At 66.9% G+C, this 23,124-nt stretch carries 15 protein-coding genes and 6 pseudogenes; 18 read left to right on the top strand and 3 right to left on the bottom strand.

Annotated features, from left to right (window positions below; genetic code table 11):
- Positions 1–206 precede the first annotated feature (206 nt).
- The 9 genes and pseudogenes from ACUDAL_RS10385 to ACUDAL_RS10345 all read left to right on the top strand — a co-directional run bounded on the left by ACUDAL_RS10385 (position 207) and on the right by ACUDAL_RS10345 (position 12,402).
- Entirely contained in the window at positions 207–722 is a 516-nt protein-coding gene (locus tag ACUDAL_RS10385; RefSeq protein ID WP_444678097.1) for a hypothetical protein, read from the top strand.
- A 76-nt stretch (positions 723–798) separates the two neighbouring features.
- The gene (locus ACUDAL_RS10380; RefSeq protein WP_444678096.1) at positions 799–1,779 is read left to right on the top strand and encodes a hypothetical protein; all 981 of its coding nucleotides are present in this window, start codon (positions 799–801) and stop codon (positions 1,777–1,779) included.
- A pseudogene (locus ACUDAL_RS10375) lies at positions 1,772–2,589 on the top strand (class II glutamine amidotransferase). Before ACUDAL_RS10380 ends, ACUDAL_RS10375 begins: the two are co-directional and overlap by 8 nt.
- A gap of 234 nt (positions 2,590–2,823) precedes the next feature.
- Positions 2,824–4,501: pseudogene (locus ACUDAL_RS10370) on the top strand (AMP-binding protein).
- A gap of 211 nt (positions 4,502–4,712) precedes the next feature.
- Positions 4,713–8,656 (top strand): annotated as a pseudogene (hrpA, locus tag ACUDAL_RS10365) (ATP-dependent RNA helicase HrpA).
- A 92-nt stretch (positions 8,657–8,748) separates the two neighbouring features.
- Entirely contained in the window at positions 8,749–9,870 is a 1,122-nt protein-coding gene (locus ACUDAL_RS10360) for a beta-ketoacyl-ACP synthase III (protein ID WP_444678095.1), read from the top strand.
- Between the two features lie 37 nt (positions 9,871–9,907).
- Positions 9,908–10,686, top strand: a pseudogene (locus tag ACUDAL_RS10355) (MlaA family lipoprotein).
- 11 nt (positions 10,687–10,697) lie between these two features.
- Positions 10,698–11,903, top strand: a pseudogene (locus ACUDAL_RS10350) (PP2C family protein-serine/threonine phosphatase).
- Positions 11,890–12,402: an STAS domain-containing protein gene (locus tag ACUDAL_RS10345; protein ID WP_444678094.1), complete on the top strand. Its 513-nt coding sequence runs from the start codon at positions 11,890–11,892 to the stop codon at positions 12,400–12,402. The pseudogene ACUDAL_RS10350 and the gene ACUDAL_RS10345 overlap by 14 nt, the downstream one beginning before the upstream one ends.
- Positions 12,403–12,532: 130 nt before the next feature.
- On the opposite strand, the gene tal is transcribed toward ACUDAL_RS10345, so the two are convergent.
- Positions 12,533–13,477 carry a transaldolase gene (tal, locus tag ACUDAL_RS10340; RefSeq protein ID WP_444678093.1) on the bottom strand — a complete coding sequence of 315 codons (945 nt, stop codon included), beginning with the start codon at positions 13,475–13,477 and terminating at the stop codon, positions 12,533–12,535.
- Between the two features lie 149 nt (positions 13,478–13,626).
- On the opposite strand from tal, the gene ACUDAL_RS10335 reads away from it, so the two are divergent.
- The 9 genes from ACUDAL_RS10335 (at position 13,627) to ACUDAL_RS10295 (ending at position 20,766) form a co-directional block, all read left to right on the top strand.
- Positions 13,627–14,811, top strand: a complete 1,185-nt coding sequence (locus ACUDAL_RS10335; protein ID WP_444678092.1) for a multidrug effflux MFS transporter — start codon at positions 13,627–13,629, stop codon at positions 14,809–14,811.
- Complete coding sequence (locus ACUDAL_RS10330) at positions 14,804–15,538, top strand: sulfite exporter TauE/SafE family protein (protein WP_444678091.1); 735 nt, start codon at positions 14,804–14,806, stop codon at positions 15,536–15,538. Before ACUDAL_RS10335 ends, ACUDAL_RS10330 begins: the two co-directional genes overlap by 8 nt.
- Before the next feature lie 137 nt (positions 15,539–15,675).
- Positions 15,676–16,692, top strand: coding sequence for a substrate-binding domain-containing protein (locus ACUDAL_RS10325; RefSeq protein ID WP_444678090.1), 1,017 nt, complete (start codon positions 15,676–15,678; stop codon positions 16,690–16,692).
- A 72-nt stretch (positions 16,693–16,764) separates the two neighbouring features.
- Positions 16,765–18,135 (top strand): phosphate ABC transporter permease subunit PstC, encoded by a 1,371-nt coding sequence (gene pstC, locus ACUDAL_RS10320; RefSeq protein ID WP_444678089.1) that lies wholly within the window; start codon positions 16,765–16,767, stop codon positions 18,133–18,135.
- 6 nt (positions 18,136–18,141) lie between these two features.
- On the top strand, positions 18,142–18,456 hold the full coding sequence (locus tag ACUDAL_RS10315) for a DUF3333 domain-containing protein (RefSeq protein ID WP_444678088.1): 315 nt from the start codon (positions 18,142–18,144) through the stop codon (positions 18,454–18,456).
- Positions 18,457–18,559: 103 nt separating this feature from the next.
- Positions 18,560–18,952, top strand: coding sequence for a DUF3333 domain-containing protein (locus tag ACUDAL_RS10310; protein WP_444678087.1), 393 nt, complete (start codon positions 18,560–18,562; stop codon positions 18,950–18,952).
- Entirely contained in the window at positions 18,949–19,509 is a 561-nt protein-coding gene (locus ACUDAL_RS10305) for a PstA family ABC transporter permease (RefSeq protein ID WP_444679357.1), read from the top strand. Before ACUDAL_RS10310 ends, ACUDAL_RS10305 begins: the two co-directional genes overlap by 4 nt.
- A gap of 2 nt (positions 19,510–19,511) precedes the next feature.
- Complete coding sequence (pstB, locus tag ACUDAL_RS10300) at positions 19,512–20,324, top strand: phosphate ABC transporter ATP-binding protein PstB (RefSeq protein ID WP_444678086.1); 813 nt, start codon at positions 19,512–19,514, stop codon at positions 20,322–20,324.
- Between the two features lie 88 nt (positions 20,325–20,412).
- Positions 20,413–20,766, top strand: a complete 354-nt coding sequence (locus ACUDAL_RS10295; RefSeq protein ID WP_444678085.1) for a metalloregulator ArsR/SmtB family transcription factor — start codon at positions 20,413–20,415, stop codon at positions 20,764–20,766.
- Between the two features lie 7 nt (positions 20,767–20,773).
- On the opposite strand, the pseudogene ACUDAL_RS10290 reads toward ACUDAL_RS10295, so the two are convergent.
- A pseudogene (locus tag ACUDAL_RS10290) lies at positions 20,774–21,975 on the bottom strand (MFS transporter).
- Between the two features lie 52 nt (positions 21,976–22,027).
- Complete coding sequence (arsB, locus tag ACUDAL_RS10285) at positions 22,028–23,098, bottom strand: ACR3 family arsenite efflux transporter (protein ID WP_444678084.1); 1,071 nt, start codon at positions 23,096–23,098, stop codon at positions 22,028–22,030.
- Between the last annotated feature and the right edge of the window lie 26 nt (positions 23,099–23,124).

The following is a 23,124-nucleotide window of genomic DNA, read 5'->3' as shown; positions in this document are numbered from 1 at the left end:
GGCATGCTGCTTTCGAGCGGCGTGCAGGCGACGCCGATGGCGCAAGAGGAACGCCGCGACATTCGGGTGATCATCGATGTGTCCGGCAGCATGCGTCACAACGACCCCGACCAGCTGGCGGGCGAGGCCCTCGAGCTGCTGGTCGGCCTGTTGCCCGACGGCGCCGTGGCGGGATCTGGACCTTCGGCGAATACCCCGCCAATCCGTTGCCGTTGGCCAGGGTCGACGAGGCCTGGCGGGAGCAGGCCCGGGCGCTCTCCGCGGAGCTGGCCGACTACCAGCAGTTCACCGACATCGAGTTCGCCGTGCGCGAGGCTGCCTCGGCGCCATCCAATGGGCGTCGCCACTTGGTGCTGCTGACCGACGGTGTCATCGACCTGCCCGCCTGGCGCGGCAGCAAGCCGCAGATTGATGCGGCGTCGCGCGCCGCGCTGTTGGATGAAGCGGCGCCCCTGCTGGTGGCACAGGATACGGTGGTACATGCCATCGCCTTCTCGGCGGAGGCCGACGGCGATCTGGTGGAACGCTTGGCGCAGCAGACCGGCGGGCTGTCGGCCACCGTGGCATCGCCCGAGGAGCTGCTCACGGCCTTTCTCGCCATCGTCGATCGCATCGTGCCGAGCGACCGCGTGCCGCTGACCGACGAGCGCTTCCTGATCGAGCCGGGGCTGGAAGCCTTCACCGCGCTGCTGTTCCACGGTGAGGAGCCCCGGTACTGGTAGCGCCGGACGGTCGCCGCTACCGGGCCGACGCGCCGCCCCCGGGGCGAGCTGGCGCAGCACGCCACGCTATGACCTGGTGCAGGTGCCGTCGCCGATGCCCGGCCAGTGGCGCGTGGAGGGCGGCCTCGGCAGTGACAGCCGGGTCAGCGTGGCACCGCTGCATCTGCGCACCGCGCGTATTCCGAGCACGCTCTATCTGGGCTTCGGCGTGCCGGTGGAGGCCTGGTTGGCCGATGAGCAGGGCGATGTGGCACCCGAGGCGCTGCCGGCCTACCTGAACATGTTTGCCGAGCTGCACGACGACAGGGGAACGGTGCAGTCGCGCATCACGTTGCAGCAGGAGGCAGGGCATTTCGTGGGCGAGCTGCCGGCACCGGCGCTGGTCGGCACGGCCAGGCTGCTGGTGCGCGCCGAAGGGCAGGGTTTCCGCCGCCAGCGCGTGCAGCCGGTCAATGTGTTGCCGGCTATTGCGGCGTGGCACGAGGTGGCTCGGGGCGAGGTCGTGCTCAAGGCCGAGCATCCCGCGCTCGACCATGCCAACACCAAGCTGTACGGCCTGCTGCACGGCGCGCGCCTCGAGGCCCGGCCCGATGAGCCGGAACAGTGGCGCATCGCACTGCCTGAGCTGGATGAGGGCATTAGCCAGCCGCTGCTGCTGCGCGCACAGGTAACGCTGGACGGCAACGCCCGCGAACTCACGCTGCCGCGCCTGCTGCTGTTCCCGGAGGGCGCGATCGGGGTCGATCGGGCCGAGGCGCCGGTGCGCCTTGGCGTCGAACGTTTCCATGAGGAGCTGGCGCCGGTGCGCGAACCCCGCGCCGCGCCGCAGCGCCTGCCGGAAGGTGTGGAAAGGGTGATCGGTGCGATCCAGCGCCTGCCCCACGTGGCGCAGGAGCGCTGGCGGGCGTGGCGCCCACCGAGCGGGCCCGAGACCCACCTCGGGGTAAGCACGGCGTGGGCGTGGGCGCTGGGTGCCGGGCTGCTGCTGGTGCTGGGCGTGCTGTGGCAGGTGCGGCGGCGTCGCCGTTCCGTACAACGGGAGGAGCCGCATGTGTGAACTGTTGGGTATGAGTGCCAATGTGCCCACCGATATCTGTTTCAGCTTTACCGGTTTTCTGCATCGCGGGGGCGGCACCGGCCCGCATCGCGACGGCTGGGGAATCGCCTTCTACGAAGCAGGGGCTATCGCGACTTTCGCGATCCCCACCCCTCGGTGCGCTCGCCGATCGCCCGGCTGATCAGCGACTACCCGATCCAGTCGCACATCGTGATCAGCCATATTCGCCAGGCCAACGTAGGCGGGGTACGGCTTGCCAACACCCACCCTTTCACGCGTGAAATGTGGGGTAAGACCTGGTGCTACGCCCACAATGGGCAGCTGGAGGCCTGGCAGGGCCTGCCCCTGGCGTTCTACCATCCGGTCGGTGACACCGACAGCGAACACGCCTTCTGTTGGCTGCTGGGTACGTTGCGCCAGCACTTTCCCCACCTGCCGGATGCCAATGACACCCAGCGCCAGGCCTGCTGGGCACGGCTCCATGCGCTGTGCGAGGAGCTGCGCTCGCTCGGGGTGTTCAATATGCTGCTGGCCGACGGCGACTATCTCTACACCTTCTGCTCGACCAAGCTGGCGCACATCACGCGGCGGGCGCCGTTCGGCCAGGCGGAGCTTTCCGATGCCGAGTTGACGGTCAATTTCGCCGAGCACACCACGCCCGCCGATATCGTCTCGGTCATCGCCACCGAGCCCCTGACCAGCAACGAGGCCTGGGTGCGCATGCAGCCCGGTGAGCTGCTGGTGTGGCATCAGGGCCGGATCGTGGCCCGCTTCACCGCCGAGGAGAAAGGCGCCGATAGCCCGCAGTGAGCACCGCCGCGACTGGCGGCGATGGCGGTGGCACCACTTGCCTTTCTCTGCGCCGTTGCCCAGCTTGAAGGCTAACACCCACCCAAAGAGGGATGCCTTCTGAAGCCAACATCTGTTTGAATCGTACGTTTTACAGTGGCGCGACCCCTGGTATATCGTAAGGGGCTGTCACAATAAAAACGTCGATGCTGAGGGGTGAGCGACCGACATCGACATGCCGTGGAGATATCGCCAATGACTGAGCAAGACAACGCGCAGATGCTGAACGGGCCCGAACTGGAGGGCATGGAAGAGTACCGGTCGCTCATGGATGTGTTCCATGGGGCGGTGAAGCGGTTCGCCGACAAGCCGGCCTTCAGCTGCATGGGGCAGACCCTCACGTTCAACGATCTCGACCGCCTGTCGGCCAATTTCGCCGCCTGGCTGCAGAACGAGACCCGCCTGCAGCCGGGGATCGCATCGCGATCCAACTGCCCAATGTCCTGCAGTTCCCGGTGGCGGTGTTCGGTGCCATGCGTGCCGGCCTGGTGGTGGTGAACACCAACCCGCTCTACACCGAGCGCGAGATGGCGCACCAGTTCAAGGATTCCGGAGCCAAGGCCATCGTGATCCTGGCCAACATGGCCGACAAGCTCGAGCGGGTGCTCGACCGCACCGAGATCGAGCACGTGCTGGTCACCGAGCTTGGCGACCTGCACGGCTTCCCCAAGCGGCTGCTGATCAACGCGGTGGTCAAGCACGTCAAGAAGATGGTGCCGGCCTATTCGCTGCCGCAGGCGGTGTCGTTCCGCAAGGCGCTCAAGGCGGGAGCCTCGAGCACGCACCGCGAAGTGCAGCGCGAACTCGACGATATCGCTGCCCTGCAGTACACCGGGGCACGACCGGCATGCCCAAGGGCACCATGCTGACCCACTGCAATCTGGTGGCCAACATGCTCCAGGCCGAGGCGGCCATCGGCCCAGGGCTGGATGAAGGGAAGGAAGTGGTGATCGCGCCGCTGCCGGTCTATCACATCTACACCTTCACCGTGAACTGCCTGTTCCTGATGAAGACCGGCAACCACTCGATTCTCATCACCAACCCGCGCGACCTGCCCAATTTCGTCAAGGAGCTGAAGAAGGTGCAGTTCACGGCCTTCATCGGCCTGAACACCCTGTTCAACGCCCTATGCAATCGCGAGGACTTCCGCCAGCTTGACTTCTCTCGGCTGCACCTGACGATTTCCGGCGGCATGGCCCTGACCAAGGCCGCGGCGCAGCGCTGGGAAGACGTGACCGGCTGCTCCATCGCCGAAGGCTATGGTCTGACCGAGACCTCGCCGGTGGTGAGCTTCAACCCCGTCGATGCCATCCAGCTCGGCACCATCGGCAAGCCGGTAGCGGGCACGGCGGTGAAGGTGGTCGATACCGACGGCAATGCCCTGCCGCTGGGCGAGCCGGGTGAGCTGTGCGTGAAGGGGCCGCAGGTCATGAAGGGGTACTGGAACCTCGATGACGAGACCGCCAAGGTGCTGAGCGACGATGGTTGGTTCCAGACCGGCGACATCGCGGTGCTGCAGGAGGATGGCTACATCAAGATCGTCGACCGCAAGAAGGACATGATTCTGGTCTCGGGTTTCAACGTCTATCCCAACGAGGTCGAGGATGTCGTTGCCGCCCACCCCGGCGTGGTGGAAGTGGCGGCCGTGGGTGTTCCCGACGACAACAGCGGCGAAGCGGTCAAGCTGTTTGTGGTCAAGCGCGACGAGAACCTCGACGAGAAGAGCCTGCGCGAGTGGTGCAAGAAGGAGCTGGCCGGCTACAAGGTGCCCAAGCACGTTGAGTTCCGCGACGAGCTGCCCAAGACCAACGTCGGCAAGGTGCTGCGTCGCCAGCTGCGCGACGAGGAAATGGCCAAGCAAGAGACGGCCTGACGGCCCGCGGTCGCAGGCGCCGCCGCCGGTTCGGATTGGCGGCGACCCGGCCGCCGGCGTTACAATCTCTGCCCGCTCCGGCTCCGGCCGGTGCGGGCAGCTTATTTTCATTGGTGCGAGGACGTGCGTGACCTCCCAGAACCGATCCGACGATAGACGGGCCGAACAGCCACCCACCCTCGAGCGCCTGCGGCGCGCCCTCGGTGAGGTCATGCTGCGCGACCGGCCTGCGCTTTCACGTCGCCTGGGCGGCCTGGAACGGCGGCTCAAGGAAGGCAAGCCCATCGACCGCGGACTCGAGGAGCTCGCCACCGTGCAGGCGCGCTCGGCTGCCCTGGTCGCCCGGCGGGCCGCCCAGCCGGTGGCGCTGAACTATCCGCCCGAGCTGCCGGTGGCCGAGCGCCGCGATGAGATTCTCGCCGCCCTGCGCAAGCACCAGGTGGTGGTAGTGGCCGGCGAGACCGGCTCGGGCAAGACCACCCAGCTGCCCAAGCTGTGCCTGGAGCTGGGACTGGGGCGGCGTGGCCTGATCGGCCACACCCAGCCGCGGCGTCTGGCGGCGCGCTCGGTGGCCGCACGTCTGGCCGAGGAGCTGGAGGTGCCCTGGGCGAGCAGGTCGGTTACCAGGTGCGCTTCACCGACCAGAGCAGCGATACCACCCTGGTCAAGCTCATGACCGACGGCATCCTGCTGGCCGAGACCCGCCACGACCCGGATCTCACCCGCTACGAGGCGATCATCATCGACGAGGCCCACGAGCGCAGCCTCAACATCGACTTCCTGCTTGGTTACCTCAAGCGTCTGCTGTCGCGGCGGCCCGAGCTCAAGCTGATCATCACCTCGGCCACCATCGACGTGGCGCGCTTCGCCCAGCACTTCGCCTCGCCCGGCCCCGACGGCGAGCCGCTGCCGGCGCCAGTGGTGGAGGTATCGGGGCGCACCTATCCGGTGGAAGTGCGCTACCGGCCGCTGGTGCGCGAGGCCGACGACGAGGAGGACCGCACGCTGCAGGAGGGCATTCTCCACGCGGTGGAGGAGATCGAGCAGGTCGAACGCGACAAGCGCTGGTTCCACGGTCCGCGCGACATTCTGGTATTCCTACCCGGCGAGCGCGAGATTCGCGAGACCGCCGATACCCTGCGGCGTGCCGATCTCAAGGGCACCGAGATCCTGCCGCTCTATGCGCGGCTCTCCAATGCCGAGCAGAACCGCGTGTTCGCCCCTCACGCCGGGCGGCGCATCGTGCTGGCCACCAACGTCGCTGAAACCTCGCTCACCGTGCCCGGCATCCGCTACGTGATCGACCCGGGGCTGGTGCGCATCAGCCGCTACAGTTACCGGGCCAAGATCCAGCGCCTGCCGGTGGAGCCGGTCAGCCAGGCCAGCGCCGACCAGCGCAAGGGGCGCTGCGGACGCGTGGCGGAAGGGGTCTGCATCCGGCTCTACGACGAGGAGGACTTCCTCTCTCGCCCCGACTTCACCGATCCCGAGATCCGCCGCACCAACCTGGCCTCGGTGATCCTGTCGATGCTGTCGCTCAAGCTAGGCGACATCGAGCAGTTCCCCTTCGTCGACCCGCCCGACTCGCGTTTCATCACCGACGGTTTCCGTCTGCTGTTCGAGCTGGGCGCGGTGGATGACGCCAATCGTCTGACCCCGGTGGGGCGCAAGCTGGCCCGGCTGCCCATCGACCCGCGCCTGGCGCGCATGGTGCTGGCCGGGGCCGAGCAGGGCGGGCTGCGCGACGTGCTGGTGGTGGTCTCGGCGCTCGCGGTGCAGGACCCCCGCGACCGCCCGGCTGACAAGCGCGAGGCCGCCGACCAGGCCCACCGGCGCTGGCACGACCCGGACTCCGATTTCGTCGCCCTGCTCAACCTGTGGCAGGGCTTTGAAGCGGCCCGCGAGGAGCTTTCCGGCAACCGCCTGCGGCGCTGGTGCAAGGATCACTACCTCAACTACCTGCGCCTGCGTGAGTGGCATGACACCTTCCGTCAGCTGCGCCAGCTGCTACGCGAGATGGAGATCGAGGTGCCGCCGCCCGCGCCGCTGCCCGAGCCCGCCGGTGAAGGGGAAACCCTCGACCAGGCGCGGCAGCAGGCCCGCCGCCAGAGCGCCGTACAGCTGCACAAGGCGCTGCTGCCGGGGCTGCTCTCGCACCTTGGCACGCTGACCGAGAATCGTGAATACCTGGGCGCTCGCAACCGCAAGTTCGTCATCCATCCTGGTTCGGGGCTGGCGAAGAAGTCGCCCAAATGGCTGATGGCCTTCGAGCTGGTGGAGACCACGCGGCTGTTCGCCCGCACGGTGGCCAGGATCGAGCCGCAGTGGATCGAGCCGGTGGCGGGGCACCTGGTCAAGCGCAGCTACAGCGAGCCGCACTGGGAGATGAAGCGGGCCCAGGTGGTAGCCCAGGAGCAGGTCACCCTGTTTGGCTTACCGATCGTGGCCGGGCGCAGCGTGCACTTTGGGCCGATCGCCCCCGCCGAGTCGCGTGAGCTGTTCATCCGCCGCGCCCTGGTGGAAGGGGACTTTCGCACCCGGGGCGAGTTCTTCGCCCACAACCGTGCCCTGGTCGAAGAGGTCGAGGAGCTCGAGGACCGCGCCCGCAAGCGTGACATCCTAGTCGACGAGGAGACCCTGTTCGCCTTCTACGACGAGCGCATCCCCGAAGCCATCTTCAACGGCAAGGGCTTCGAGGCGTGGCGCCGCAAGGCCGAAGCTGCCGATCCGGCCGTGCTCAAGTTCGACCGTGCCGCCCTGTTGGCGCGGCAGGCCGAGGAAGTCACCGAAGCCCAGTACCCCGACGAGCTGAGCCTGAACGGCGTGCGCTACCCGCTCAGCTATCGCTTTGAGCCCGGCGCGCCGAACGATGGCGTGACCCTGACGGTGCCGGCAGCAATGCTGCCGCAGCTGCCGCGGGCACGGCTGGAGTGGCTGGTGCCTGGGCTGCTGCGCGAGAAGTGCATCGCCCTGCTCAAGTCGCTGCCCAAGGCGATCCGCCGCCAGGTGGTGCCGATTCCCGACTGGGTCGATGCGGCGCTGGAGACGCTCACCCCCGATGACGTGCCGCTGACCGAGGCGCTGGGCGAGTTCCTGCGGCGGCGTACCGGCGCACGGGTGCACCCCGACGACTGGCGTGCGGAGCAGCTCGACCCGCACCTGATCATGAACGTGCGCGTCGTCGACCATCAGGGCCAGACGTTGGGGCAGGGGCGCGATGTCGATGCCCTGGAGCGACGCTTTGAGGCCGCAGCGGGCGAGGGCGCACGGGCCCTGGCTGCCGAAGCCAGCGAAGCGCCGGCCATCGATGGCCTGCCGACAGTGCCGCTGCCGGAATCGCGCGTGACCACGCAGGCTGGCATCCGCGTCGAGGCCTTCCCGGCGCTGGTGAGAGAGGGCGAGGCCTTCCGTGTCGAACTCTACGATCACCCCGGCAAGGCGGAGCAGGCGCACCGTCGCGGCGTGGCGCGCCTGGCCATGACGCGGCTGCCGGACCAGGTGCGGGCCATCGAGCGGCTCAAGGCGCTGGAGACCTGTGCGCTGCTGTTCGCCAAGGTGGGCAGCAAGCGTGCCTTGATCGACGATGTGGTCGAGGCGGTATTCACGCGCACGGTGGGCGTGGCGCCGCTGCCGCGCAGCGCCGCGGAGCTCGAGGCGCGCCTCGACGCCGTGCGCGATACCCTGGTGCCGAGCGCCGAGGCGCTGGTGGCGACGCTCAAGGCCGCCCTGGAAGGGCATCTGGCGGTGACCAAGGCGCTGAAGGGGAACCTGAACCTGGCGCTGGCTCTGGTATACAGTGATCTCAAGGCGCAGATGCAGCGGCTGGTGCATCCCGGCTTCGTGGGCGAGGCAGGCGAGTGGCTGGCGGAGTATCCTCGTTATATGGAAGCCGCGCTGATTCGCCTGGAGAAGGCGCCACGCGAGCGCATGCGCGACCAGATGCAGATGCAGACCGTGCAGGACTTCCAGTCGCGCCTGGCGGCCCGCCGCGAGAGCCAGCGCCGCGGCGGCCACGAGGACCCGGCGCTGGTGGAGTTCGGCTGGTGGATCGAGGAACTGCGGGTGTCGCTGTTCGCCCAGCAGCTGGGTACCCGCATGCCGGTATCGGAGAAGCGCCTGGAGCGCCGCTGGGCCGAGCTGGTGGGGCAGCGCTGAGCGCCGCCACGCCGAAGAATGAACATGAGCCATCGCAGCGGTTCGCCGGTGCAAAAATTCTGCGGTAGAGACGCCGCACGAGGGAGATAAAGATGACAGACGTCGTGATGACCGGTACGGGCCTGTTTACGCCGGAGCACGCCATCGACAATGATGCCCTGGTGGCTGCGTTCAACGCTTGGGTGGACGCCGAGAATACCCGCCATGCCGCCGCCATCGAGGCGGGCGAGCGCGAGCCCCTGGCGTATTCCAGCAGCGAATTCATCGTCAAGGCCTCGGGCATCCACAGCCGCTTCGTGATGGATGCCGCCGGCATTCTCGATCCCGAGCGCATGCGTCCGCATCTGCCGAGGCGTAGCAACGACGAACCCTCCATCCAGTGCGAGATGGGCCTGAAGGCGGCACACCAGGCCCTGGCCGCCGCCGGCGTGCAGGCCACGGACATCGACATGATCATCGTCGCCTGCTCCAACCTCGAGCGGCCCTATCCCGCCATAGCGGTAGAGCTGCAGGCCCAGCTCGGTGCGGCGGGCTTCGCCTTCGACATGAACGTGGCGTGCAGCTCGGCCACCTTCGCCATCGACCTGGCAGCCAACGCGATTCGCGCCGGCAACGTTCGGCGGGCGCTGATCGTCAACCCCGAGATCTGCTCGGCGCACCTCAATTTCCGCGACCGCGACAGCCACTTCATCTTCGGCGATGCCTGCACCGCCATCGTGCTGGAAGATGCCGCACTGGCGACCGCCGCGTCGCGCTTCGAGATTCTCGGCACCCGGCTGGTGACGCGCTTCTCCAACGCGATCCGCAACAATGCCGGCTTCCTCAACCGGGTTACCGACAGCGATCCCCTGGCCACCGACAAGCTGTTCGTGCAGGAGGGGCGGCGGGTGTTCAAGGAGGTCTGCCCTATGGTGGCGGCGCTGATCAGCGACCACCTGGCGAGCCTGGGGCTGAGCGGCCAGGATCTTGCGCGGATGTGGCTGCACCAGGCCAACCACCACATGAACGACCTGATCGCACGGCGCGTGCTGGGGCGCGACCCGGCGCCGGGTGAGGCGCCGATCATCCTCGACCGCTACGCCAATACCAGCTCGGCGGGCTCGATCATCGCCTTCCACCTGCACCGCGAGGATCTCGCTTCCGGTGCCACGGGGGTGGTCTGTTCCTTCGGTGCCGGGTACAGTGCCGGCTGCATCGTGGTGCGTCGCGTTTGACGCACCGGCTGGCGACAACCTTCAGGAGACCAACTCCATGGTCGTGAAGCACACCGGCTTTTTCACCCGGGCCCTGGTGGCCATGGCGGCCATGGCCATGCTGGCCGGCTGTGCCGGGCGCGTGGCGGTGGAAGACCGCCACCCCGATGACCCTGGGAAGGCTTCAACCGCCGCGTCTTCGCCTTCAACGACGTGGTCGACCGTGCCGTGCTCAAGCCGGTGGCACGCGGCTATCGCACCATCACGCCGCAGCCGGTGCAGACCGGGGTGGGCAATTTCTTTTCCAACCTGGGCGAACCTCGCACCGCACTTAACAGTCTGTTGCAGGGCAAGCCGGGCAATGCCGGGATCGCTACCTCGCGCTTCGTGATCAACTCTACCGTGGGGATCGCCGGGCTGTGGGATTTTGCGACCCACATGGGGATAACCGGGCGCGACGAGGACTTCGGCCAGACGCTGGGGGTCTGGGGCGTGACGGAGGGCCCCTACCTGGTGCTGCCGTTCCTCGGCCCGAGCACGCTGCGCGACACCGTGGGCCAGCCCGTGGACACCATGACCTACCCGGTCTACTACGTTGAAGACGACGCGGTGCGCTACGGGCTGACCGCCCTGCGCATCGTGGACCTGCGTGCGGGCCTGATCGACCAGGAAGCGCTGATTCGCGGCGATCGCTACGTGTTCATCCGCGACGCCTACCTGCAGCGCCGTCGCTTCGAGGTCAGCGACGGCGAGCTGGGCGACGACCCGTTCGCCAGTGACGATTTCGACTTCGATTTCGACGATGCCGACTTTGACGACGCCGAGTTCGCCGACTGAGGCCTGAACCGATGGATGTAGCCAAGCCGCTGATAGGCGTACTCGATGAGCCGGGCGCATATCGTGACGCCCTGGCCGATACCATCGCACGCGATGGGCTGGCCGTGCTCGCCGCCGAGCGGCTGGAGGATCTGCCGCGAGACATCTCGCTGGTGGTGGCCCATGCCAGGACCGTGCCGAGCCTGGAGTGGGCCAAGCTGACCGAGCGGCTGCCCACGGTGGTGGTCAGCGATTCGCGCCTGGACGCCGACCTGCTCACCGCAGTGGACGTGGGACTGGTGGATTACGTGGTGGAGCCGATGCGTCACGGCCAGCTGCTGCGACGCATGATCCGCAAGGCGATCGAACTGCATCGACTCGAGGAGGGGCGGGCCCGCGATCGGGAAAGGCTGGCCCAGCTCAACCGCCATCTCGAGGAGCTCAACGAAAGCCTCGAGACGCACCTGGCGCTGCTGCGCCTGGACCAGCAGGCAGGGGGCAGATCCAGCGCAAGCTGCTGCCGCCCCGCACCAGGCCGCCAATGGCGTAGTCTGCCACTACTGGCTGAGGCCGTCGCTCTATCTCTCTGGCGACTTTCTCGACTTCCAGCGCTTTGACGAACGCTACACGCTGTTCTACTTTGCCGATGTGTCCGGCCACGGGCTTCGTCGGCCTTCGTGACGGTGCTGCTCAAGTACCTGTGCAACCGGTGGCTGGGCGAGTGGGATGGTCAACACCCCGAGGCGCTACCGGCACGCTGGCTGAAGGCGTTGAACCAGGAGCTGCTGGAGACCGGTATCGGCAAGCATGCGACCCTGTTCGTCGGCGTCATCGACCGCAACGAGCGCTGCCTGCACTACTCGATTGGCGCCCAGCTGCCCAAGCCGCTGCTGGTGGCCGACGGCAAGGTGCTGGAACTGCCCGGCGAAGGCATGCCGGTGGGGCTGTTCCCCGACGTGGACTATCCACGTTTGACGTATGGGTTACCGCAGCACTTCCAGCTATGGTTGTGTTCGGATGGTATACTGGAGTGCCTGCCGGGCGACACGCTCGACATGCGGCTCAGGGAGCTCGAGCAGCGAGTTCTGACCTGCACCACGTTGGAACATTTTCGCGATGGTCTGGCCCTGGTTTCCCCTAGTGACGTCGATGACGACGGCGAGGGCGGCGGCGGCCAGGAGTTGCCTGATGATCTTACGATCATGATGTTGAGCGGATTTGGCAATGATCACGAATGAAGGCCGCATCAAGGCGGCGTTCGACTCCGGTGTCTTCGTTCTGAAGCTCTGCGGCGATGTTCGGCTTACCCTGTGTGCCACCCTGGATACCCAGGCGCAACAGCTGGCCAGAACCCCGGGGCTGCAGTCCTTGATCATCGATCTGCGTGAGGCGAGCAACGTCGATTCGACGGCGCTGGGCTTTCTCGCCAAGGTGGCCATGGCGGTCAAGGACCGCATCACCTACAAGCCGACCATCGTGGTAGACAACCCCGACGTGAAGCGCATGCTGGAGGTGATGGGGTTCACCCAGTTCTTTGCCATGGTCGATGCCCCCATCACCGAAGGCTGCGCGATGTGCGACCTGCCCGAGGTGCCGGCCGACCTGGAGGCGACGCGCCAGCGCATCCTTGAGGCCCATCGCATCCTGATGCGCATGAGCGAGCACAACCGCGAGGAGTTCCAGCCCTTGGTGGAAATGCTGGAAGCTCAGGAAGCCGCCTCGCACACCCACCATTGACTCGCGGTACCGTCTTGTCTCCTGGCCGCAGCGCCCGGCACGGCCCCGCATTTTTCTATCGTTGACACCAAGGTCCTTGGGCGGTTAGCAGCATGGCCGGCGCCCCCTCGGGGCGCCGGCTGAGCGTCGTTCAGCCGCGCCCTTCGCGCAGCTCGCCGAGCAGCTTTTCCAGCTTGCGCTGGTCGTCGGTGAAGCGGCGGATGCCTTCGGCCAGCTTGGCGGTGGCCATGGCATCTTCGTTGTGCGCCCAGCGGAACTCGGCTTCGTCTAGCGGCTCCGGCGGCGACGTCTCGGCGCCGCTTGGCGAGAGTCGCCGCTCCAGCGGCTGGCATGTCTCTGCCAGCTCCTCGAGCAGAGTGGGGGAGATGGTCAGCCGGTCGCAGCCCGCCAGGGCGATGATCTCGCCCGTATTGCGGAAGCTGGCGCCCATCACGATGGTGCCGTAGCCGTGGCCCTTGTAGTGCTCGTAGATCTTCTTGACCGACTTGACGCCCGGATCGTTGTCGCCGCTGAAGTCGGCGTCGGGCCATTCGGCGCGATACCAGTCGAGGATACGACCCACGAACGGTGAGATCAGCGTGACGCCGGCATCGGCGCAGGCCTGGGCCTGGACGAAGCTGAACAGCAGCGTGAGGTTGGTGCGTATGCCTTCACGCTCCAGCTGGCGAGCGGCGCGTATGCCTTCCCAGGTGGCGGCCACCTTAATCAGGATGCGCTCGGGGCCGATGCCGTGGCGGTCGTAGCGCTCGATCAGCGAGCGGGCGCGGTTGAGGGTGGCGTCGGTGTCGAAGGAGAGGCGGGCGCTGACTTCGGTAGAGACGTAGCCGGGTACCAGGGAGCTGATCTCGCTGCCGATCTCGACCGCGACCGCATCCAGGGCGTCGTCGATATCGGTGGCCTGGCGGGCGATTTCGGCCAGGCGTCCGCGGCGGCCCTCGTGCTGGGCGGCCTGCAGGATCAGCGAGGGGTTGGTGGTGGCATCGGTGGGCTCGAAGCGGCGTATGGCGTCGATGTCACCCGTATCGGCTACCACCGTGCTCATCCCTTTGAGTTGTGTCAGCAGGTCCTCTGCCATGGTGTAGTGCTCCTGAGTGTGTGGGTCTGGCCACTTTAGCAAGCGGTTGAAATCGGTAACAGTCGCACGGCAGGGGCAAGCAACGAAGCCCTGCGCTATCATTAGCCGACTAGCGATATGCGCCGCTCTCTCACCGACACGGAGTCGCCTTGATTCTCACCGCTCGACGCGTGGCCATACTGGCTGCCGTGAACACGGCCCTGGCCCCCTTCGCCATCGATGCCTACCTCCCGGCCATGGCGGTGCTGGCTGACCACATCGGCACCAGCATTCACCATGCCGAACTCTCTATCAGCGTGTTCCTGGCCGGCTTCGCCATCGGCCAGCTGCTGTTCGGGCCGCTCTCCGACCGCTATGGCAGGCGGCCGATCCTGCTCGGCGGGCTGGTGGTGTTCCTGCTGGCCAGCTTGGCGATCACTTCCATCGGCTCGCTGGGTGAGCTGCTGGCCTGGCGTTTCGTGCAGGCCTTGGGCGGTGGGGCCTGCGTGGTCAATTCAGCGGCCATCGTGCGCGACTGCTTCAGCGGACGCGAGGCCGCCAGCGTGCTCTCGACCATGGCCATGGTGATGATGCTGGCGCCGCTGGTGGCGCCGGTGGTGGGCAGCGGGCTACTTTATCTCGCCGACTGGTGGCTGATCTTCGTATTCCTGGCGGCGTACGCCGCCTTCCTGCTGTGGCTGATGGGCACGCAGCTGCCCGAGACGCGCCCTCCCGGCCAGCCGGCCGCCTCGTTTCGCCAGGTGCTTGGCCACTACGCCAGCCTGATGCGTCATCGTGAGGGCATGGGATATGTCTGTGCCGTGGCGGCGTCGTTTGGCGGCCTGTTTGCCTTCGTCACCGCCTCGCCCTTCGTCTACATGGAGCACTTTGGGCTGTCGCCGGCCAGCTATCCCTTCGCGCTAGGCTGCAATGTGGTGGTCATTGCCGCCTCTAACCGGATCAACATTGCCCTGTTGAAGCATCGGGCGCCGCTGCAGAATCTCTTCCTTGGCCTGGGGCTACAGGGCATTGCGGTGCTGCTGTTGGTCGTGGCCGTGGCGCTGGGTCTGGCGTCCCTGCCCGTGGTGGTGGTGCTCGTCATGCTCTATTCCGGCATGCTCGGGCTGGTCACGCCTAACGCCATGTCGCTGTTGCTGGATCGCTTCGGCCATGTGAGCGCCACGGCTACCGCCTTCATGGGGGCGGCAAAATTCGGCGCGGCGGCGCTAGCCGGGGTGATGGTGGGGGTGTTCGAGATCGAGGGCCTATGGCCCATGGTACTGACCATGCTGGCGGCCTCGCTGTTCGGTAACGTCATGCTGTCGCGGCTGGCCGGGCGCCCCGTGCATGCCTGATGCCTTCCTTCTGTGGCTCGACATGACGCCGATCACCTGGCTCGGCTGTGCCCTGGTATTGGCCCTGGGCGCCTTCGTCCAGCGCGCCACCGGCTTCGGCCTGGCAGTGGTCGGTGCGCCTTTGCTGCTGATGTTCGAGCCGCGCCTGGTGCCGGTGATCCTGGTGCTGTTCGGTTTCACCGTGTCGCTGATGACGGTGCGTCATTACCGTCACGAGGTGCGGATCGGCGAGATCGGCATGGCGTTGATCGGGCGCCTGCCCGGCAATGCCCTGGGCCTGTGGCTGTTGCTCGCCGCCCCGATGGCGATGCTGGAAAAGCTCATCGCCTTCAGCGTGCTGTTCGCCGTGGCGGTGACGCTGTTTCGCCTGCGCCTGCCGGTCAACCGGGCGAGCCTGTTCGGCGCCGGCGTGGTCTCGGGCATCTTCGGCACCGTGGCCGCCATCGGCGGGCCACCCATGGTGCTGCTGATGCACGGCCTGTCGCCGGATCGGCTGCGCGGCAACCTGTCGGCATTCTTCATCCTCACCGCCAGCCTGACGCTGGTGACCCTGGCGCTGGCCGGCCAGGTGCGCCTGTGGCACCTGGGGCTGGCGCTCACCTTCCTGCCGGCGGTGCTGGCCGGCAATGCCCTGGCTGATCGTATCGCCCACCGGCTCGACCGCCGCCGCCTGCAGGGCGCTTCACTCGCCTTGTGTACGCTGGCGGCACTGGGCCTTCTGCTGTAGTTCGTTACGCTTCGTTCGCGTGTCATCTTTCTGCAATCAAGCGTCTCCAGAATCACTCCTGCGAACGGCCCTCGGGCCAAGACGACACTGCCAGGCCGTGGGGTCTGTCGGATCAAAACGCAGAGAGGATCGTGAAGATGAGCTTCAAGAAGAGCACGCTGAGCATGGCGATCGCCGCTTCCCTCGCCGCCGGTCTGTCGACCGCCGCCCAGGCCCGCGACACCATCCAGATCGCCGGTTCCTCCACGGTGCTGCCGTTTGCCAGCATCGTTGCCGAGGAGTTCGGTGCTTCCTTCCCGCAGTTCAACACCCCGGTGGTGGGGTCCGGCGGCTCCGGCGGCGGCCTGCGTCAGTTCTGCCAGGGCGTCGGCGAGAACACCATCGACATCGCCAACTCCTCACGCGCCATCCGTTCCGGCGAGCTCGAGAACTGTGCCGCCAACGGCGTCAACGAGGTGCTCGAGGTCATGTTCGGCTATGACGGCATCGTCTTCGCCTCGCGCGCCGACCGCGGTGAGTTCGCCCTGACCCCGCAGCATGTCTTCGCCGCTGCCGCCGCTCAGATCCCCCAGGACGGCCAGCTGGTCGACAACCCCTATACCCGCTGGTCCGAGATCGACGCCGATCTGCCCGACCAGGAGATCGTGCTGGTCATCCCGGCCTCCAACCACGGCACGCGTGAGGTCTTCGAGGAGAAGGTGCTGCACGCCGGCTGCGACAGCTACGCCGAGATCGAGGGCGATGCCTGTAACAACCTGCGCGGCGACGGTCGCATCATCGAGATCGCCGGCGACTACACCGAGACCCTGGCGCGACTGGATGCCCAGGCCGATGCGGTGGGCGTCTTCGGTCTGAGCTTCTATGACCAGAACCGTGACCGTCTGCAGGTGGCCACCGTCGACGGCGTGACGCCGAGCCTGGAGACCATCGGTTCCGGCGAGTACCCGGTATCGCGCCCGCTGTTCTTCTACGTCAAGGGCGAGCACCTCGACGTGATTCCCGGCCTGGCCGAGTACACCGAGTTCTTCCTCAGCGATGCCATCTCCGGTTATGGCAGCCCGCTGGAGGATGCCGGCCTGATCCCGATGGACGACGACGAACGTGCCCAGGCGCTGGAGCAGTTCCAGGCGCGCACCGTGGTCTCCGCCGAGTAACACGGAAGCCGTAACGGGGAGCGGCAGCCGCCGCTCCCCGACGCGGACGCAAGAGCGCAAGCTGGAGAGACGATGAATCTTGTCTTGATCGCTACCGTGTTGATCGTGATGGCCATGGCCTATCAGGTCGGGCTGTCTCGCAGCAGGGCGGTGGCAAGCGGTGGGGTGCGCCTGCACTCTCGCCCCGGATATTACGGTGTGCTGGTCGCCCTCTGGTGCGGGCTGCCGGCACTGCTGCTGTTTGGCGTCTGGCTGCTGCTGCAGGACGCCATCGTCGAAGTGCTGGTCATCCAGCAACTGCCGGCCGAGCTGGCCGGGTTGAGTGAGCGCGAGACCCAGGTGCTGATGCGCCGCATCGGGGCGCTGGCCTCGGGGCAGGGCGTGAGCGGAGAGGTACAGTCCTTCGAGGTGGCTGCCGCCCAGCAGATGGCCCGCCTCGAGAGCATGGGGCGGCTGGCCATGATCGCGGCCATGGCCGTGCTGGCCGTCGTCGGCCTGGTCGCGGCGCAGCGGCGCATTGCGCCGCAGCTGCGTGCGCGCAACCATGTCGAGCGGTTGGTCACGGCGCTGCTGGCGTTGAGTTCCGGCGTCGCCATTCTGACCACGGTGGGGATCGTGCTGTCGCTGGTGGGCGAGGCGCTCCATTTCTTCCGCTACATCAGCCCCGCGGAGTTCTTCTTCGGCACCGTCTGGAACCCGCGCTTCAGCACCTCCGGTACCGGTCAGCAGGGCGAGTTCGGGCTGTTACCGTTGCTGTGGGGCACGCTCATGGTCAGCGCCATCGCGCTGCTGGTGGCGATTCCGCTGGGGTTGATGACGGCCATCTACATGGCCGAGTATGCGCCGCCGTGGCTGCGCAACGTGGCCAAGCCGATCATCGAGGTGCTGGCAGGCATCCCGACCATCGTGTACGGCTTCTTCGCCCTGATCGTGATCGGCCCGTTCCTGTCCGGGCTGGGCGACATGCTGGGAATCGGCATACGTGCCACCAGCGCGCTGACGGCGGGGCTGGTGATGGGGATCATGATCATCCCCTTCGTCTCTTCGCTCTCCGACGACATCATCACCCAGGTGCCGAAATCGCTGCGCGACGGCGCTTTGGGGCTCGGTGCCACCAAGTCGGAGATGATTCGCCAGGTCGTGCTGCCCGCCGCGCTGCCGGGCATTGTCGGTGCCTTCCTGCTGGCTGCCAGTCGGGCCATCGGCGAGACCATGATCGTGGTGCTGGCGGCCGGCAACAATCCGGTGCTGCATGCCAATCCCTTCGAGGCGATCTCCACCATCACCGTGACCATCGTCAACCAGTTGACCGGCGACATGGACTTCTCCAGCCCGCAGTCGCTGGTGGCGTTCGCGCTCGGCCTTACGCTGTTCGTCATCACCCTGGGACTCAATGTGATCGCCCTGGTGGTGGTGCGCAAATACCGTCAGCAATATGAGTGACGCCCCGTGACCGCTACCAATTTCGACATTGCCGATACCCGACGCCGTCAGCGCCTTGCTACCATCCAGCGCTCGCTGAACGCCCGCCATGCCCGCGAGCGTCGCTTCAGGTTCATGGGCCTGGCCGCCGTCGTCACCGGCCTGGTGCTGGTGGCGATCCTGTTCACCAGTATTCTGGGTCGCGGGCTGCCGGCCTTCTGGCAGGCCACCCTCTATCTCGACGTCTACCTCGACCCCGAGATCATCCAGGTGGACGAGCGACCGGTGCGCCAGGCAGGGAGAGCCCGGCCCAGTTTCGGGAGCGCGAACTCGCCTGGCTGAATCAGCTTGGCCTGGTCAACTGGAATGCCCTGATCGACGAGGCGCTCAAGGCGCATCTGCCGGGGAGATCGAGTCGCGCCAGGCCCGCGACCTGCGTGCCCTGGTGGCCAGCGGTGAGCGCTTCGCCCTGCGCGACCGTGTCATCGAGAATCCCGGGCTGATCGGGCAGACCATCACCGTCAAGATGCTGGCCAGTGCCAACGTGGACGTCTGGCTGAAGGGCAACATCGACCGCAGCCTTCCGGACCACCGCCAGCAGCTGAGCGCCCAGACCCGAGAATGGGCGGATCACCTCGAGGCTCAGGGCGTGATTCGCAACGCCTTCAGCACCTCACTGTTCCTCAATACCGATTCGCGCAGCTCGCCGGCCTCGGCGGGTCTGGCCGGTGCCTTCATGGGCTCGCTGTTCATGATGCTGATCGTCATCCTGCTGTCGGTGCCGCTGGGGGTGGCCAGCGCCATCTATCTGGAAGAGTTCGCCCCCGGAACCGCCTGACCGATCTCATCGAGATCAACATCAACAACCTGGCGGCAGTGCCTTCGATCATCTTCGGCCTGCTGGGGGCGGCGATCTTCATCGGCTATCTGCGCCTGCCGCTTTCCGCGCCGCTGGTGGGCGGCCTGGTACTCACGCTGATGACGCTGCCCACCATCATCATCGCCACGCGTTCGGCGCTGCGCGCGATTCCGCCATCGATTCGCCAGGCGGCGCTGGGCATCGGTGCGTCGCGGGTGCAGACGGTGTTTCATCACGTGCTGCCGCTGGCGCTGCCCGGCATCCTGACCGGCTCGATCCTGGGCGTGGCCCAGGCGCTGGGGGAGACGGCACCGCTGCTGCTGATCGGCATGAACGCCTTCGTCGCCAACGTGCCCAGTTCGCCCATGGACCAGGCCACGGCGCTGCCGGTGCAGATTTACCTGTGGCAAGGCAACGAACTACGCAACTTCTTCGAGGCGCGCACCTCGGCGGCCATCATCGTGCTGCTGGGGCTGATGCTGAGCCTCAATGCGACGGCCATCTGGCTGCGCAAGAAATTCGAGACGAGGTGGTAACCATGACTGTATCCGTCACCGTGCCAACGGCCCTCAACAAGCGCACGGCGCAAGCGGCGAGCGTCAAGATGAGCGCCCGTGGCGTCAAGGTCTTCTACGGCGAGAACGAGGCGCTGCACGGCATCGATCTCGATATCATGGAGCATGAGGTGATCGCGTTCATCGGTCCGTCGGGCTGCGGCAAGTCGACCTTCCTGCGCTGCCTGAACCGTATGAACGACACCATTGCGGGGAGTCGCGTCGAGGGCCAGGTGACTCTCGATGGCAACGACATCTACGACCCCTCGCTCGACGTGGTGCTGCTGCGTGCCCAGGTCGGCATCGTGTTCCAGAAGCCCAATCCCTTCCCCAAGTCGATCTACGAGAACATCGCCTACGGCCCGCGCCTGCACGGTCTGGCCCGGCGGCGTGCCGAACTCGACGACATCGTCGAGAGCAGCCTGCGGCGTGCCGGGCTGTGGGACGAGGTGAAGGATCGCCTCAACGAGCCCGGTACCAGCCTCTCCGGCGGTCAGCAGCAGCGCCTGTGCATTGCGCGCACCATTGCGGTGAGCCCCGAGGTGATCCTGATGGACGAGCCCTGCTCGGCCCTCGATCCCATCGCCACGGGCAAGATCGAGCAGCTCATCGACGAGCTGAGCGAGAGCTACACCATCGTCATGGTGACCCACAACATGCAGCAGGCGGCGCGGGTGGCGCACAAGACGGCCTTCTTCCACCTGGGCGACCTGGTCGAAGTGGGCGATACCGACGACATCTTCACCAACCCGCGCGAACAGCGCACCCACGACTACATTACCGGTCGCTTTGGCTAGGCTGGGGTGCAGGCTCGAGGCGAACGCTGACGCCCGGGACGCCACTTCGCTAGAATGGGGGCTCCTATCGCGCCGTTGGAGACGTCTCGTGCCCGAGCTCGATCCCGTTCGCCTCTTCAAATGCCTTGCCGACGAGACCCGCCTGACGCTGACTCTGCTGATTCGTGAGGAAGGGGAGCTGTGCGTCTGCGAGATGACTCACGCCCTGCAGGAGTCGCAGCCCAAGGTCTCGCGGCACCTGGCGCAGCTGCGCGCCTGCGGGCTGCTCAGCGACCGCCGCGAGGGGCAGTGGGTCTACTACCGCATCTCCGAGGCGCTGCCGGGCTGGGTGACCGAGGTGCTGGCGGCGGCGAAGGCAGGGGAGAGGCGGCGCCTGGTCGAGCTGCAGCGCCGCCTGCAGGGCATGGGGAATCGGCCCGAGCGGAGAGCCGCTCTCTGCTGATTCGGCTTCATGCCTGCCGTGCCGGCGCGGGTTCTGCCGAGCCGCTCACGCCACGCAGCGCCCACAGGCCGAGGATCGGTCCCGGCAGCAGCCACCACAGCACCCAGAGTTCCTGCAGCGACCACAGCGTGGTGGTCAGCGAGATGGCGGGAATGGTCAGCGCGAAGCCGATGGCGTTCATCACCGCCAGGGTGGAGCCGACCCGCTCGCGGGGAGCCGTCGCGGCGGCCAGGGCGGAGAACTGCGGCGAGTCGGCGATCACCGTGAGTCCCCACAGGAACAGCAGTGCCAACAGCAGGCCCGGCGGAGCCCAGGCCAGCAGCGGGTAGATCAGGCAGAGCGCACCGGAGGCCGTCAGTGCCCAGCGCGCCACCCACAGGCTGCCCAGCCGCCGGCTCAGCGCACCGCCCCCCACGCACCCCGCCAGCCCCAGCGCAATGATGCCGAAGGAGAGCCACGCCACCAGATCGGTGGAGGCCATGAGCCGTTCGACTTCGCGCATGACCAGGAAGGGCGTCAGCATCCAGAAGGCGTAGAGTTCCCAGCAGTGACCGAAGTAACCGCCGGCCACGGCGCGAAAGCGCTTCACCCCCAGCGCAGCGAGCCCTCGGAAAGCCGCGCCTTGCCCGCGGAAGGCGGCAGGTGCGGGCCGTCGCCGAGCCGCAGCACCAGGGCGCCGCCCAGCAGGGCCAGCAGCGAGGCGCCCAGCAGCGGCCACTCCCAGGGCATGCCCAGCGTACTGCCACGCAGCAAGTGGGGCAGGGCGGTGCCCAGGGTGAGCATGCCCACCAGCCAGGCGAGCGCGGCGCCGGTGTGCCTGGGCGTCCAGCCGATCACCAGCTTCATGCCCAGTGGGTAGATGCCGGCCAGGCACAGTCCGGTGACGAAGCGCAGCAGCACCGCCAGCGGAAACTGGGTAGCCGCCAGCACGAAGGCGCCATTGACCAGCGCGCCGGCCAGACAGGAGGCGGCGAAGATGCGGCTGGCGCGAAAGCGGTCGGCAAGCCCGGTGGTGGCGATGAACAGGGTGCCGCAGATGAAGCCCGCCTGTACGGCGAGCGTCAGCCGACCCAGGTCGACCTCGGAGAAGCCGAGATCCCGCGACAGCGAGAGACCCACGCCGTTGACGGAGAACCACAGCGAGGTGCCGCACAGCTGGGCGAGGACGATGACGGTAAGCGCATGGCGCTGCAATGAGGTGGCGTTCATGCTTGCATCTTCATTGCGCCCCTTCGGCGAGGCAAGCCGCCATTCGTCGGTCTCAGGCCGGGGAGAAGCGATGGCGGGTGCGGTTGGCGATGCGCACCAGGGCCAGCATCAGCGGTACCTCCACCAGCACGCCGACCACGGTGGCCAGCGCCGCGCCGGACTGCAGGCCGAACAGCGCGATGGCCACCGCCACCGCCAGCTCGAAGAAGTTGCTGGCGCCGATCATTGCCCCGGGGGCGGCCACGTTGTGCGGTACCTTCCAGGCCTTGGCCCAGCCATAGGCGATATAGAAGATCAGGAAGGTCTGCACGATCAGCGGAATGGCGATCAGCACGATGTGCAGCGGGTTGGCGAGAATCACGTCGCCCTGGAAGGCGAACAGCAGCACCAGGGTGACGATCAGGCCGATGGGGGTGATCGGTCCGATCCGCTTCATGAAGACATCGTCGTACCACGCGCTGCCGCGCCGGGCGATCAGGGTGCGGCGCGTCAGGTAGCCGGCCGTAAGCGGGATGACGATGTAGAGAAACACCGACAGCGCCACGGTATCCCATGGCACCTGGATGTTGGAAACGCCAAGCAGCAGCACCACGATGGGAGCGAAGGCGAACAGCATGATCAGGTCGTTGAGCGAGACCTGCACCAGGGTGTAGGCGGCGTCGCCGCGGGTCAGGGTACTCCAGACGAAGACCATGGCGGTGCAGGGCGCGGCGCCGAGCAGGATCGCCCCGGCCAGGTATTGCTGGGCCAGCGGCTCGGGGATCCACGGCCGGAACAGCACCATCAGGAAGAACCAGGCGATGGCGAACATGGTGAAGGGCTTGATCAGCCAGTTCACCGTGGTGGTGATGACGAGTCCCTTGGGCTGGCGGCGAACGCCGAGTACCGCGGCAAAATCGATCTGGGCCATCATCGGGAAGATCATGGCCCAGATCAGAATGGCCACCGGAATCGATACCTGGGCGACCTCGAATCGGGCCAACGTCTCGGGTATGGCCGGGGCGAACTGGCCAAGCAGTACGCCCGCGACGATGGCCAATGCCACCCACACGGAGAGAAAGCGTTCGAAGCGTCCCATGCCTGCGGCAGAGGAAGGCGCCTGGGGGAGGGTGTCCTCGGACATGTGTCGCTCCTGCGCGAGATGGGCTT

The organism is Halomonas sp. E19 (genome assembly GCF_052439355.1).
In the GTDB taxonomy this organism is placed as follows: Bacteria; Pseudomonadota; Gammaproteobacteria; order Pseudomonadales; family Halomonadaceae; genus Halomonas.
Note: the sequence above shows the minus strand (reverse complement) of the source record. Positions and strands in the feature narration are given on the sequence as shown.